4 protein-coding genes are annotated in these 15,184 nt (G+C 64.4%); 3 read left to right on the forward strand and 1 reads right to left on the reverse strand.

The genetic code is table 11. The annotated features are described in order from the left end of the window. Positions 1-6: 6 nt before the first annotated feature. Positions 7-6,303 carry an AAA domain-containing protein gene (locus PspR32_RS14385; RefSeq protein WP_159388751.1) on the forward strand — a complete coding sequence of 2,099 codons (6,297 nt, stop codon included), beginning with the start codon at positions 7-9 and terminating at the stop codon, positions 6,301-6,303. Then, on the forward strand, positions 6,300-7,646 hold the full coding sequence (locus PspR32_RS14390) for a hypothetical protein (RefSeq protein ID WP_159388752.1): 1,347 nt from the start codon (positions 6,300-6,302) through the stop codon (positions 7,644-7,646). The genes PspR32_RS14385 and PspR32_RS14390 overlap by 4 nt, the downstream gene beginning before the upstream one ends. Before the next feature lie 436 nt (positions 7,647-8,082). Here the strand turns inward: PspR32_RS14390 and PspR32_RS14395 are convergent, their stop codons facing one another. Beyond that, a complete protein-coding gene (locus tag PspR32_RS14395) occupies positions 8,083-14,184 on the reverse strand; it encodes a DUF5801 repeats-in-toxin domain-containing protein (protein WP_159388753.1) in 6,102 nt (2,033 codons plus the stop codon). A 254-nt stretch (positions 14,185-14,438) separates the two neighbouring features. Between PspR32_RS14395 and PspR32_RS14400 the strand changes: the two genes are divergently transcribed. Next, positions 14,439-15,179, forward strand: coding sequence for a Mut7-C RNAse domain-containing protein (locus tag PspR32_RS14400; protein WP_010223555.1), 741 nt, complete (start codon positions 14,439-14,441; stop codon positions 15,177-15,179). Positions 15,180-15,184 lie beyond the last annotated feature (5 nt).

A 15,184-nucleotide genomic window follows, 5' to 3' on the forward strand; every position in this document is an offset into this window, starting at 1 on the left:
CGCCCAATGATTCGCTATTGCCCAAACTGCAACACCGCACGCCCGGTACAGGAAATGTTCTGCGAGGGCACCGTCGACCAGCACCCGTGCAACTGGGACCTGGCCGGCGAGCCGATCCACGCTGACGGCTGGCGCCCGCAGATCATCCATACTGTGGACAATCTCCCCCCGACGAACACATCTCCGGCGCCCGGCATCGTCTGTGAAAACGGCCATGCCATGGACCCCGGCGACCTGATGTGCCTGCAGTGCGATGCCTCGCCCGCCCAGTCTGCAACCAACGGTGTGCCGGTTGCCCCAGTCGACAATGCGCCCGCAGCCAACGAAACATTGATCGAAGGCTGGTCGCTAATCCGCCAGATCAGCAATACCGACGGCGTCCGCGAGCGCTATCTTGCAGTGCACCAGGAAACCGCTCGCCAAGCGGTGCTCACCCTTTATCGACCAGGCGCAGAGCCGGACCCTGCGGTATATGACGTGATCCGCCGCCTGCCCCGCGAGCATGTGCCCGAAATTATCGCCACCGGCCGCTGGGATGGCCGTGCATTCGAAGTGGTCGAGGAACTGACCGGCGGCAGCCTGGACGACCTCGGCGGCGTGATCCGTGAAGCCCACAGCGTGCGCCATGTGCTGCGCGAGCTGGGCCAGGCACTGCACGCGTTCAACGAGGCCGGGTTGCGCCACCGTGACCTGCGCCCGGCCAGCCTGCTGGTACGTGCCCATGAGCCACTGGACCTGGTGATCAGCGGCTTCGGCTCGGCGCGCCTGTCGGAGTTCGACCTTGACATCGTCTCGCCCCTGGAGACCAGCCGCTACATGGCCCCTGAAGCCATCGCCGGCGGTGTGGCGGCCGCCTCGGACTGGTGGAGCCTGGGCATGATCCTGATCGAACAACTGACCGGGGGGGCCTGCTTCGAGGGCATTCATGCCAATGCCTTCCTCATCCATGTACTGGCCAACGGTGTCCCGATTCCCGACGACCTCGACCCACAGCTGAACCTGCTGTTGCGCGGCCTGCTGGCACGCGACCGGCACCAGCGCTGGCAATGGCCCGAGGTCGAGGCCTGGCTCGACGGTCGCCCGGTGCAGGCGCCGGCTTCAGCCTTCGCCGAACGTGACGACGGCGAAGGTGCCACCTTGCAACTGGGCGAGGCGCGCTACCACAAGCCGGCGGTATTCGCCCTTGCCGCCGCGCACGCCGAGCACTGGCAGCAGGCACTCGACCACCTGCTGCGCGGCGTCATCGTCACCTGGGCCGAACAGCTCGGCCTTCCCCCCTCATTGCTCGCCGGCCTTCGCCAAGTGGTGCAGCATGACGGGCTGGAGGACGATTTCCGTTTGATGCTCGCGCTGAAACTGCTCAACCCGGAAATCCCGCTGATCCACCGTGGTGATATCGTCACCCCGGGCTGGTTGCTGGAGCATCCGCTGGAAGGCTACCGACTGATCAGTGGCTCGGTGCCCGACCTGCTGGAGCAACTGCAGACCGACAACTGGCTTTCTCGCCTCAAACTGCGCGCCGAGCAGGTTCGCCAGCGCGCCCTGCACCAGCAGATCGAACTGGTCGAGGAGACCTTGCGGGTATACCTGCTTTCGACCTCGCGGGCAAAGCTGACCAGCGAATGGCAGGCGCGCCAACGCCTGCTGCCGGATACCGAGCACCCCGGCCTGCTGGCGTTGGCGGAGCGACGGATCATCGCCGAAGAAGACCTGATCGTGCTGCTCAGCGCTTCGATCGGCCAATTCCGTTCGGTGGATGCGATCATCCAGGAAGCGGCTGAGCTGGCCAGCAGCGTCGAGGTCGGCTGGTTCGACAGCGAAGCTGCCACAGCGCTGCTTCAGCACCCGCGCCAGGACCTTTACCACAGCGTCGATGAGCGCATACGCGGGTTCGCCCGCAGCGGCGTCGCCGCAGTGGATGCATGGGCCGAGCAGTTCCGCCTGGAACGGCGCATGCCTCTGGCCCAGGCCTTGGTGCTGCTGGCCATTCCGGCAAGCCAGTGGCTTGAGCCGCAAAAGCAGCAGTATGTGTCACAGATCCTCGAGTTCTTCGAGAAGAAGGTGGTAACCGCAGTGATGCGCGGCCCGTTGGTACGCATGAGCATCGGCAAGACCACCGCCCGGGTCGATCTCAACGAACTGCACAGCGAGCGCCACCCGGCCGCCGCCCTGCTCGACCACCTGCTGCTGCGCAACGAACGGGCCGTGAACCTGGACCCGGAGTGCTTCCAGGCCATGCCGCAGATTGCCTCGCGCCTGCACGCGCTGCACCGGCAGAGCGCATTGTACAAACGCGACACCGGCATCGACGGGCTGTACCTGGGCTTCCCATTCCTGCTCAGTCGCGACCCACGCGGCACCACTCGCACACGCATCATTCCGTTGTTGTTGTGGCCGGTGAAGCTGCTGCTGGAAGTGGGCAGCCGCGGCCTTGCGGCCCTGGCCTTCGACAGCGAACGCGAAGAGGTGCGACTGAACCCCGCGCTGGAAAGCGTACTCGGGGCCGAAGCCTGCAAGCGCTGGCGCAAGACGGCCGACGAGTTGCTTGGCCGCTCCTCGATCCGCGCCAGCGATGTGATGGATGCGTTCGGCATGCTTGCCACTGCGCGCTCGCGCAGCATCGTCGGACTGCCGGCCAGCAGCGTGGAAGTCGTGCCTTACCAGGACGAACTAGCATGTGCCGGCGTGTTGTTCCACGTCACCTTCATGGGCCAGGCCATCGGCGAGGACCTGCGCCAGCTGAAGTCGCTCTCGCCTGCCGGCAGCGGGCTCGAGACCGCACTGCGGCTCAGGGCCGACGAGGAAGCCGAGGCCGTGGCCCCGCCGGCTGAACTGCACCGCTATTTTACCGTCGCCAGCGACCCCTCCCAGGAGGCGGCCGTGCTGCAAGCGCGCCAAGGCCCGGGCCTGCTGGTCGAGGGGCCACCGGGCACAGGAAAGAGCCAAACCATCGTCAACATGGTCGCCGATGCCATCGGCCGCCAACGCAGCCTGCTCATCGTCTGCCAGAAGCACGCGGCGCTGGAGGTGGTGTACAAGCGCCTGGTGGCCGAAGGGCTGGGCCAACGTATCGTCATGCTCAACGACGTCAACCGCGACCGCGAACCGATCATCCGCAGTATTCGCGAACAGCTGGAAACCCTGTTCATCGGTGGCGATGAAGGCCAGGGCCTGCTCCGCCAGCGCGAACAAGTGGCGGCGCGTATCGAGACACTCGAAGGCGAGCTGGACCGTTTCCACCAGAGCCTGCACCGCCCGGACCCGGCCACCGGTTTGAGCTACCGGCGCCTGCTGGGCGAGCTGATCGCCCTCGAAGGCGGGCCGGCACCACTCGAGTTCCCGGCGTTGCGCCAGCGCCTGGCCGTGCTTGACGTTGCCAGCCTGACCCGCCTGGAAGAAAACTGCGCGCCGCTGATACGCCTGTGGCTGCCTGCCCGCTACGAAGGCAGCCCCCTGGCGCAGTTGCAGCCGTTCGCCACGGACCGTTCTACCCTGCAGGCCTTTACCGACAGCCTGCAGGCCTTCAGCCAGGCTGAGCTACAGCGCCAAGCGACCCTGCAAGCACACCCGGCCAGCTTCGAGATCGAAGACCCTGCGCCGTACCGGGCATGGATGGCCACCCATGTGGCGGCCTTGCTCGATCTGAGCCAGGAACAGCGGCTGCGCCTGGCCCGCTGGCTGCCACTGTTCCGCAGCAAGGACGGCGAGCAGCTGCCGCGTGGCGAATCGATACTGAACGAGCTGCGGCAACTGCAACAGCAGTTCGACCAACTGCCCGAAGGCGATTACCTGCCAGCGCTGTCGCCCGCCTTGAGCCTGGTCGACAGCAAGCCGCTGCGTAGCCTGGAAAGCGATTGCGCCAAGGTCATGGCCGCTCGCTCCTGGCTGACGCGCATGAACCCGTTGCACCTGCTCAGGCGCAAGCGTCTGCACGGCTTCCTCGAAACTCGGGGTGACGGCCGTATGGATGAAGCCCTGCCAGGGCTGCGCGCGGCCATCAACCTGGAACAGCAGTGGCGCCCCCTGCGCGCCGAACTTGCTGCACTTCACCAGGCCCTGGCCCTGGATAGCGTCGCCCCGCAGGCAGGCCTGGAGCTGGCTGCCTTGGTCAAGGCTGATATCCGCCAGCTCGTCGAGATCCAGGCTTTGGCGCAGGCACTGGCACAGTCGCCCCGCGCACGCCAGGCAGACGACGCCGTGCTTACCGGCGACAAACAACACCTGGAGGCGTTGCTCGGAGATCTGGACGCCTCGCTGCTGCGCCAAGGCGTGCGCCAGTCCAGCCTTGACCAGCTCAAGCTGCTCGACGACTGGCTCGGCAACGAACTGGCTCAACAGCTGCGGCATGCCGTGGAACACAACCTGAGCAACGAACTGGCGCTCAGCCGCCTGCACGACGCCTTGCCCCACCTGGCGGCCTACCAGAGCTTCCGGGCCCGCACCGGGCAGCTCACCGAGGCTGACCTGGACCTGCTGGCCCTGCTGCGCCAGCGCCAGGCGCAACTCGACGCTTTGCCCTCAGAGCAGCTCGACGCCGCCGTGCGCCGCCTGCTCAACCGCGAAGCGCGGCTGGGCTGGAAGCACCGCATCGAACAGGCCAACCCGGAGCTGCTGTTCAGCCAGGATGAGGCCCAGGCCAAGGTTGCCAGCCTGGCTCAAGCCGATACACGGATGCGTGAGCTCAATCGCCAACTGCTGGCCACAGGCATCGACCCGACGCGCCTGGGCAGCCGCAAGCAGTGGGAGGATGTGACCCGGCTGACCGGCAAGCGCTCGCGCCGGCTGCGTGAATTCCTCGAACTGGGTGCTCCGCTGGGGCTGATGTCATTGCGCCCGGTATGGCTGATGAACCCGGACGTGGCCAGCCGGGTGCTGCCACTGAAGAACGGCCTGTTCGACACGGTAATCTACGACGAGGCATCACAGATGCCGGTGGAGTTTGCCCTGCCGACCCTGTTCCGCGGCCGGGTCACCGTGGTCAGCGGCGACGAGAAGCAGATGCCGCCGACGGCGTTCTTCTCCAGCCGGGTCGAAAGTGACGAGGCCGAACTGTTCGATGGCGATGAGCCGGACGAGGACGCCGACGAAGAACAACGCGAGGCCTTCGAGGACACCTGGAACCGCCGCGAGATCAAGGACTGCCCGGACCTGCTGCAACTGGCGCGCAACGCCCTGCCCAGCACCACCCTGCAGATCCACTACCGTTCGGCCTACCGCGAACTGATCGGTTTCTCCAATGCCTCGTTCTACGGCAACCGCCTGAACGTGCCGGTGCGCCACCCCCAAGCGAGCATTCGTCAGCTCAAGCCGCTGGAACTGATCCAGGTCGAGGGCCTGTACCAGAACCAGAGCAACGCTACCGAAGCCGAGCGTGTCGTGCAGTACCTGGAGGCGCTCTGGCAGCTCCCTTACGCGCAGCGCCCGTCGGTGGGCGTGGTGACCTTCAACCGCAAGCAGGCCGAGCTGATCGAGGAGCACCTGGAAGCCCACGCCACTGAAAACGAAGCTTTCCGCGCCGCGTACTCCCAGGAGCGCGAACGCAGCGAGGACGGTGAAGACATGTCGGTGTTCGTCAAGAACGTCGAGAACGTGCAGGGTGACGAGCGCGACGTGATCGTGTTTTCCTCCACCTTCGGCCGCAACAGCCAGGGCACCTTCCGCCGCCACTTCGGGGTGCTCGGCCAGACCGGTGGCGAACGCCGCCTGAACGTGGCGGTGACCCGTGCTCGGCGCAAGGTGGTGATGATCACCTCGATGCCCATCGCCGACATTTCGGACATGCTCAACACCCAACGCGCCCCCGCCAGCCCACGCGACTACCTGCAAGGCTACCTGGAATACGCACGAGCGCTGTGTGCCGGCGAATTCGACTACAGCGGCAAGCTGCTTGGCCGCCTGCAAACCGACCGCAGCACGCAGGTGCATGGGCACGACCAGGGCCGCGACGGTTTCGCCAGGATCGTTGGCGCGTTCATCGCATCCTTGGGCTGGAATGCCGCCCCGGCCAGCGAAGGCGACGCGTTTGGCCTGGACTTCGCCATCGCAAGCCCGGAGACCGGCACCTATGCCATCGGCATCGAATGCGACGCGCCCAGCCACGCCCTGCTCGAGCGCGCCCGGGCCCGGGAAGTCTGGCGGCCCTCGGTGCTGCGCCGGGCGATCCCGCAGATCCACCGCGTCTCGTCCCAGGCCTGGTACCACGACGGCGACAATGAGCGAGCCCGCCTACGCGCGGCCATCGAGGGCGCCATGCAAGCCGGGCAGCCAGCGGCCGCATCCAACGACAAGGAGACCTGCCAATGAGTGGCCCGAAGGTGGTGCGCATCGTCACCCGTGAAGAAATCATCGCCATTTGCGAAGGCCATCTGCGCCGCCTTGATCAGGCTGTGTCCCGTTGGGAAGCCCAGGCCGAAAAGCTTGGCCAACTGAACGAGCAAGAGCGCGCGGCCACGCGGGCACGGCAAGCGCGGTTGCGCGCCTTGCTCACTGAGGACCAGCTCCGAGAGTTGCAGAAGGTCATCCCCATCGAGATCGAGCACCTGCGGCGCGACCAGCTGGCCCGCGAGGAACGCGCTGTTCTGCAAGCGACCGAGCAACGTCAGCATCAACGCCGCATGCAGGAAAATGCAGCGCTTCTGCTCAAGGCCCTGGGCAGCCGCCCCGACACCGCCCCGCAGGTAGTGCAAGCCCTGACACAACTAGTCGATGGCGCTCAACTGGACAATGCCGAGCAGCTGCTTGCCCAAGGCTTCGCCCAATTGAGCAGCAGCAACGAAGCGCAAACCCTTGATGAGCAGCAACGCGCGCTGGCTCAGCGGCTCAAGGACGACGCACCCGCGCCCGACCGCAACACATGGCTGGCCGAGCGAGCACAAGCGACCCGCGACCCACGCCTGCAGCAGATCGACCGGCATATCGCCGAGCTGTACCTGTTGCAAGGCGCAGCCTGTGCGGCGCCCTTCGTACAAGCCTTGGCCCGGGCCGAAGCGCAGCCCCAGGCGCAACAGCGCAACTTGCTGCTCGACAGCCTGGTGATCGAGCTGGCCGACAATAGCCGCGACTTCCAGCTAAGTCGCGATTCGCTCACCAAGCTCCATGACCTGGCAAACGAAGTGCGAACCCACCTGGACGCAGGGAACGAGGCATTGCTCGAGCATGTCAGCCAGTGCACGACCAGCACCTCGCAAGCCATGGTGAGCGAGCTGACGAGCCGCTGCGAAGCAATTCTTGCCGCCCATGTGCAAGCGCAAGCCGCCCTCGCCCGTCGCGAAGCCATGCTCCAGGGGCTGGCCGAACTCGGCTACGAAGTGCGCGAAGGCATGATCACCGCCTGGGCCGACTCGGGCAAGATAGTGCTGCGCAAGTCGGCCACGCCAGGCTATGGTGTGGAGCTGGGAGGCAAGGCCGAGAACGGCCGCATGCAGGTGCGTGCGGTGGCATTGAGCCGTGATCGCGACACGCAGCGCGACAAGGATATCGAGACGATCTGGTGCAACGAGTTCGGGCGTCTGCAGGCGATGCTTCAGGGTAATGGAAGCGAACTGCTGATCGAGCGAGCGATGGGAGTGGGAGAGACGCCACTTAAAGAAGTGCTTGCCGCTGAAGACGAAGACATGGCTGCTGCCGCACAGCTATGGACGAAGTAATTTGGCGGCGTCTATGCCGTAAGCGAACGGGCAACGCCGCCTGGAGGCGGGGGAAGTCGATCTGCACAGAGCCACTGATAGTCCGCCATTAACTGTGGATTCAACCGATAGCTGCCGATCGTGACAAACGGCCCCATACGGACGCAGCCCCGCCCTGCTTCCGGCCACCCCGCCATGGAGGTACACTGAAGTCCAGTGTGCGCCACCTCGACAGCTGTCAGAAATCGCCATTCTCGATCGCGCACCCTGCCGGGGGTATCAAGGGTATTTCTGGGGGTACATTTCTGATTCAGCAAACCAAAAACGCCGCCCTAGAGACCTGTCCAAATGTTTTTCGGGGATCCGGATAGCCTTTGAGCAAAGGCTCATATTGGAACTGCAAAAAAATGCGAGAGTGGTTTGCACCACCCTCGCATCCTTTCACACATGCGCGGCCTCAGGCACCGCCAAACACAATGTCGCTATTGAGCAGATCGACCCCGACCAGGGTGATGGTCGTTGTCTGTCCGCCCGTCTCGGCAACCGTCACGATGCTGTCTGCACCGCTGTTGTCGATCGATTGGACAACGGCGCTCTGGTCGCCGTTGAGCACCAGCGTGTCGCGCAGGCTTAGGCTCACATCGAAGCCGGTGACCTGGTACAGGTTCTCGGCGACTGACAGATCGATGTTGAAGGCATCCTGCTCACCGCCCGTGCCGATCAGGGTGAAGTCGAACGTTGCGTTGGCCGCGTCGTTGGCGAACAGGTTGGCGTCGAACGCACTGGTCGCTGTGTCCCCGTCCTTGTCCGTCAGCGTCGCATTGAACGCCAGCTTGACATCGCTGGCCAGGCTCTCGGTCTCCTGGATGAACTGGATCACCGGGATCTTGATCTCGCCCCTGGCCATCGTCAGCTGAACCGCGTCGATCAGCGCCGTGCCCTGCTTCTCAACGAGGAAGGAGACCTGTCCACCGGCCTCCGGCGTCAGGGTGTTGACCTCGATGAGGTTGGAGAACGTGCCATCCTCGTAGTAGATCCTGTAGTACAGGTCCTCAGTCGCCGTGTTGTATCCCCCCACGGAGTTGTCGATGAACACCCTCATGGCTGTCAGCAGGCTCTCCGGGTTGATGACGAAACTTTCATCGGCGTTGCTGATGGCTGCCAGGTTGTCCCCTTGAAAGAGGTTATTGGCAACGCCAATGCCGGCTGTGCTGACGTTCATGGCCGCCGGGTCTATGTACGCTGGCAAGGGGTTGGTCTGCAGCGCAGCTTCAGTGGGGTCGGGTTCTCCGAGCCCGATGCCGGTCAGGATGTCCGCCGTAGACGCAAGCGCCTTGGCGGAAAAGAACACAATCTCCTCGGAGGGCGAAGGGATAGCCGGGTCATCCGGCTCTGGAATCAACAAGGTGCGCACCGGGTCCGGACCGCCGGCAGCGAGTGCGCCGTCGGCACTGCTGAGCACGATCGTCGAAGCAAAGCCTTGCACCAGATCCAGTGCATAGCTGCCATTGGCAAAGGCGGTCAGCGTGTAGTCGACGGTGGTGTCCGCCGTTGCGGCGTTGTTGTCGAAGTCACCGGTCAAGGTCCCGGCGAACTGGTACGCACCATTGAGGTCCGGCGAGGGCACCAGCTCGGTGAGCGTGCCGGTCCCGGTCGTGGTCGAGTTGTCGGGCCTGACGAGGGTGAACTGGCCATTGACCAACGAGATGTTCAGGCCCGTCGCCCCCAGCCCATCGGCACCGGCCGACTTGCTCCAGAAGCCGTATTGCGCAAGGACGCTACCGGTCCCGATCAGGTTGCCGAATGCGAGTGCCGGGCCGTCGTCCTTGATCACCAGGTTCTGCCCGATATTGAGGGTGGCCTGGGCGCTGTCGCCGTCCTTGTCGGTCTTGGTCGCCGTCAGGGTCACCAGGTTGTCCGAGGCCAGGCTGGTCGAATCATCCGGATTGGTCGCGTCGGGATGGATCACGGCGCGGAGCTGGTCGAGGGTGACGTCACCGTTGGCGGCAACGCTGACGGTGAGCACCAGTTGATTGGTCGTGGCCGTGCGGCCTTCCACCACGCCGCCGTTGAGCGACAGGTTGACCGCCTCACCGGTGGCAGAGTCGGTCAGCCCGGAAGCCCCGGCCACCACGCCCAGCGCATAGGTCAGCGTGCCAGCACCATCGGCGCCAAACGCCGAGGTGAAGTTGGCGGAAAAGTTTTGCGTGGCGTCGGTTGTTAGTACGGTTTCGTCCACCGTCAGCGTCGGTTCCGTACCGGTGGTGCTGATACTCGGGCCATCATCCTTGAACACCAGGTTTTGCCCGATGTTCAGGGTGGCCTGGGCGCTGTCACCGTCCTTGTCGGTCTTGGTTGCCGTCAGGGTCACCAGGTTGTCCGAGGCCAGGCTGGTCGAGTCATCCGGATCGGTCACGTCGGGGTGGACCACGGCGCGAAGCTGGTCGAGGGTGACGTCACCGTTGGCAGCGACGCTGACGGTGAACACCAATTGGTTGGTCGTCGCCGTACGGCCTTCGACTACTGTGCCATTAAGCGACAGGTTGACCGCCTCACCGCTGGCCGTGTCGGTCAGCCCCGAGGCCCCGGCTACCACGCCCAGCGCATAGGTCAGCGTGCCGGCACCATCGGCGCCAAACGCCGAGGTGAAGTTGGCGGCAAAGTTCTGCGTGGCGTCGGTTGCCAGCACGGTTTCATCGACGGTCAGCGTTGGCTCGGTGCCGGTGGTGCTGATGCTCGGGCCGTCGTCCTTGAACACCAGGTTCTGCCCGATGTTCAGGGTCGCCTGGGCACTGTCGCCGTCCCCGTCGGTTTTGGTTGCCGTCAGGGTCACCAGGTTGTCCGAGGTCAGGCTGGTGGAGTCATCCGGATCGGTCGCGTCGGGATGCACCACGGCGCGAAGCTGGTCGAGGGTGACATCACCGTTGGCAGCGACGCTGACGGTGAACACCAGTTGGTTGGTCGTCGCCGTACGGCCTTCGACCACACCGCTGTTGAGCGACAAGTTGACCGCCTCACCAGTGGCCGTGTCGGTCAGCCCCGAGGCCCCGGCCACCACACCCAGCGCATAGGTCAGGGTGCCGGCACCATCGGCGCCAAACGCCGAGGTGAAGTTGGCGGCAAAGTTCTGCGTGGCGTCGGTTGCCAGCACGGTTTCGTCCACCGTCAGCGTCGGTTCCGTACCGGTGGTGCTGATACTCGGGCCATCATCCTTGAACACCAGGTTTTGCCCGATATTCAGAGTCGCCTGGGCACTGTCGCCGTCCCCGTCGGTTTTGGTTGCCGTCAGGGTCACCAGGTTGTCGGCGCTCAAGCTGGTGGAGTCATCCGGATCGGTCGCGTCGGGATGGACCACGGCGCGGAGCTGGTCGAGGGTGACATCACCGTTGGCAGCGACGCTGACGGTGAACACCAGTTGGTTGGTCGTCGCCGTGCGGCCTTCCACCACTGTGCCATTGAGCGACAGGTTGACGGCCTCACCGCTAGCAGTGTCGGTCAAGCCGGAAGCTCCGGCCACCACGCCCAACGCATAGGTCAGGGTGCCAGCACCATCGGCGCCAAACGCCGAGGTGAAGTTGGCGGCAAAGCTTTGCGTGGCGTCGGTTGCCAGCACGGTTTCGTCCACCGTCAGCGTCGGTTCCGTACCGGTGGTGCTGATGCTTGGGCCGTCGTCCTTGAACACCAGGTTTTGCCCGATGTTTAACGTGGCCTGGGCACTGTCGCCGTCCCCGTCGGTTTTGGTTGCCGTCAGGGTCACCAGGTTGTCCGAGGTCAAACTGGTGGAGTCATCCGGATCGGTCGCGTCGGGATGCACCACGGCGCGAAGCTGGTCGAGGGTGACATCACCGTTGGCAGCGACGCTGACGGTGAACACCAGTTGGTTGGTCGTCGCCGTACGGCCTTCCACCACTGTGCCATTGAGCGACAGGTTGACGGCCTCACCGCTAGCAGTGTCGGTCAAGCCGGAAGCTCCGGCCACCACGCCCAGCGCATAGGTCAGGGTGCCAGCACCATCGGCGCCGAACGCCGAGGTGAAGTTGGCGGCAAAGTTCTGCGTGGCGTCGGTTGCGAGCACGGTTTCGTCCACCGTCAGCGTCGGTTCCGTACCGGTGGTGCTGATACTCGGGCCATCGTCCTTGAACACCAGGTTCTGCCCGATGTTTAACGTGGCCTGGGCACTGTCGCCGTCCCCGTCGGTTTTGGTTGCCGTCAGGGTCACCAGGTTGTCCGAGGCCAGGCTGGTCGAGTCATCCGGATCGGTCACGTCGGGGTGGACCACGGCGCGAAGCTGGTCGAGGGTGACGTCACCGTTGGCAGCGACGCTGACGGTGAACACCAGTTGGTTGGTCGTCGCCGTACGGCCTTCGACTACTGTGCCATTAAGCGACAGGTTGACCGCCTCACCGCTGGCCGTGTCGGTCAGCCCGGAGGCCCCGGCTACCACGCCCAACGCATAGGTCAGGGTGCCGGCGCCATCGGCGCCAAACGCCGAGGTGAAGTTGGCGGCAAAGTTCTGCGTGGCGTCGGTTGCCAGCACGGTTTCATCGACGGTCAGCGTTGGCTCGGTGCCGGTGGTGCTGATGCTCGGGCCGTCGTCCTTGAACACCAGGTTCTGCCCGATGTTCAGGGTCGCCTGGGCACTGTCGCCGTCCCCGTCGGTTTTGGTTGCCGTCAGGGTCACCAGGTTGTCCGAGGTCAGGCTGGTGGAGTCATCCGGATCGGTCGCGTCGGGATGGACCACGGCGCGGAGCTGGTCGAGGGTGACATCACCGTTGGCAGCGACGCTGACGGTGAACACCAGTTGATTGGTCGTCGCCGTGCGACCCTCCACCACTGTGCCATTGAGCGACAGGTTGACGGCCTCACCGCTAGCAGTGTCGGTCAAGCCGGAAGCTCCGGCCACCACGCCCAGCGCATAGGTCAGCGTGCCGGCGCCATCGGCGCCGAACGCCGAGGTGAAGTTGGCGGCAAAGTTCTGCGTGGCGTCGGTTGCGAGCACGGTTTCATCGACGGTCAGCGTCGGCTCGGTGCCAGTGGTGCTAATGCTCGGGCCGTCGTCCTCGAAGATTATCTTCGAGCCGATTTCGGCGGTCGTGGTAGAGGCTTGGCGCATCGTGAAGCCACCGATATCGAAATCGGCGTGGTTATTGCCCTTGGCGTCGATGGCCGCGCCATTCTCGATGAGCACGCGGTTGTGGTCGGCCGTTGTGGTGTACTCAATCTGGTAGCCGGCCTTAACGCCGGTGATGGTGGCAACCCCGGAAGCAAAGCTGATGACAATGGCCGGATCATTCACCGAGCCGTCCGAGTTCTCGATCACCAGCCCGGTGCTGATGTTGATGACGCGAACATTGCTGATTGCAACCGACGCATCATTGGCATAACCGTTGATGAAATTCACGCCAGGTTCAGCAGCGGTGCTGAATGCGCTGATTTTTACCACCGCGCTCTTGCCGCTTTGCAACTGCACGACGTCGAACGCGGCCGACCTCGTATTGAAGACGTCGGTAAAGTCGATGTTGGCTTCAACATCTGCTTCGTTCTGACTAAGGTTGGGAACGGTCACATTCTGCCTGGCACCGGTGACGAACGAAAAACGGATGCCTTCCTGCTCCACGATCATCTGATTGTTGGTGCCAAAGGTGGTCGGCCCCCCCCCCTGGCTGGTGTTGATCGTGTCGCCCGTCGTTATATTGGCGCCGCTTGACTGGTCGGCGGGGTCCTTGCCGGTGGCGATAACGGTCGGATCCGTAATCCGCAGGACCCCACCGTCGTCAACCACGGTCGGGTTCGCCGTCGTGAACATCAGGAACAGGTTCTGCCCGGAGGGCGCATTGGCCAGGCTGAATCCCAGGTCCTGGCTGGCGCCGATGAACACCTTGTCCAGCAGGTTGAGGGCATCGTCCGGGTTACTGGCATCCGGGTGCTTGAGCGGCTGGTATTCCACGGTCCAGATCTTGCCGCCGGTGACCGGCGATCCGGTTTCTTCAATGTAGGCCGCGAACACGATTGCGCCGGCTGGGCCCCCGGCTCGGCCCAGCAGGATGTTGTTGTTGGTATCGGTATAGAGAAGGATGCTGGTGCCATCGAGGGTATCGAGTCCGCTGTCCAGGCCATTGAGCGGTGCGCCCAGGCTGTCGGTGAAGCTGACATCGGTAACGCTGCCGCCGGGTGCAGCGGTGATGGTGAACGCATCACTGCCGGTGTTGCCCACCGCACCTGTATAACCACTCAGGGCTGCACCTGTTACGGTACCGGCCCCCAGCGCGGTCAAGCGGGTAGCGAAGACCGAGGGCAGCGCCGAGATCAGAATGTCATTGTCGTCAGCGTCTCCCGCAGGGCTTGCGGTGGCCGTGCTGTTTTGCAACCCGGCGGTTTCGTCCAGCGAAACGTTCACCCCTGTCGCCTCGACGCTCAGGGCGCAGGCGGTGGTGATGGCAGTGCTGGCGGGGGTGGCGTCTGTCGGGTTGGTGGAGGCGATCGTGATGGGAAACAGGTTGGCATCCGTGTCATCGGTAAGGTCGCTCGTCGGCGATGCGATTTTTTTGCGGATAGTCATGGCTTTCTCCCGAGCAATCCCGGCCCCAGAGGCCGGAGCGTGGACCTTTACTGCTACCATCCACCACTGTGAACGAGCGCCGGGGATTGCGCATCGGCCGATACTCCTAGGCAACATGGGAGTTTCAGCCTACCTGGGAGGGAGAACGGGCGACCAAGGCGTGCGTCGCCTGTTCCGTTGCTGAATGAGGGGATCCGGATAGTCGTTGACCGGGCTCGACGCGCTCATCCTGCAGCCCTGCCATACTGATCAGCATGACCAGTGCAACCTTCCGTTTCTACGAAGAGCTCAACGATTTCCTGCCGGCCGAACGGCGGCGGCAGTCCTTCACCTGCGAGTGCGCGCGCGGGGCCACGGTCAAGCACATGATCGAGGCGCTTGGGATACCGCACACCGAGGTCGAGCTGGTGCTGCTCAACGACGAGTCGGTGGGCTTCGAGCGGGTGGTCTTCGACCGCGACCGGCTGGCGGTGTATCCCAAGTTCGAAGCGCTGGACATCAGCCCGCTGCTACAGGTTCGTGCGCAACCTTTACGGGTGCTGCGCTTCATCGCTGATGCGCACCTTGGCGGGCTGGCCAGCCTGCTGCGCATGAGTGGCTTCGACACGCTCTACGACAATGGCTTCGAGGACGCCGAGATTGCCGAGATCGCTGCGCAGCAAGGACGCATCGTGCTAACCCGCGACCGCGAACTCCTCAAGCGGCGGATCATCAGCCACGGCTGTTACGTGCATGCCCTGAAGCCGTCGCTGCAACTGCGCGAATTGTACGAGCGCCTCGACCTGGCGCGTAGCGCGCGGCCATTCAGCCTGTGCCTTCACTGCAACCAGCCGCTGCACGAGATCAGCCCGGAACTGGCCCGGCCGCAGGTGCCGCCACGCATTGGCGCCCTCTATTCGCAATTCCTGCGCTGCGACGCCTGTCAACGGGTTTACTGGGAGGGTTCGCACTGGCGCGGCATGTGTGCACTGCTGGCACCGCTGCTGGACCAATAGCCAAG

This window comes from Pseudomonas sp. R32 (genome assembly GCF_009866705.1).
In the GTDB taxonomy this organism is placed as follows: Bacteria; Pseudomonadota; Gammaproteobacteria; order Pseudomonadales; family Pseudomonadaceae; genus Aquipseudomonas; species Aquipseudomonas donghuensis.

What these genes read in the sequence shown, in the direction of transcription:
- PspR32_RS14390 (WP_159388752.1), top strand. Translation starts at nt 6,300, where the DNA reads ATGAGTGGCCCGAAGGTGGTGCGCATCGTCACCCGTGAAGAAATCATC.
- PspR32_RS14395 (WP_159388753.1), bottom strand. Translation starts at nt 14,184, where the DNA reads ATGACTATCCGCAAAAAAATCGCATCGCCGACGAGCGACCTTACCGAT.
- PspR32_RS14400 (WP_010223555.1), top strand. Translation starts at nt 14,439, where the DNA reads ATGACCAGTGCAACCTTCCGTTTCTACGAAGAGCTCAACGATTTCCTG.
- PspR32_RS14385 (WP_159388751.1), top strand. Translation starts at nt 7, where the DNA reads ATGATTCGCTATTGCCCAAACTGCAACACCGCACGCCCGGTACAGGAA.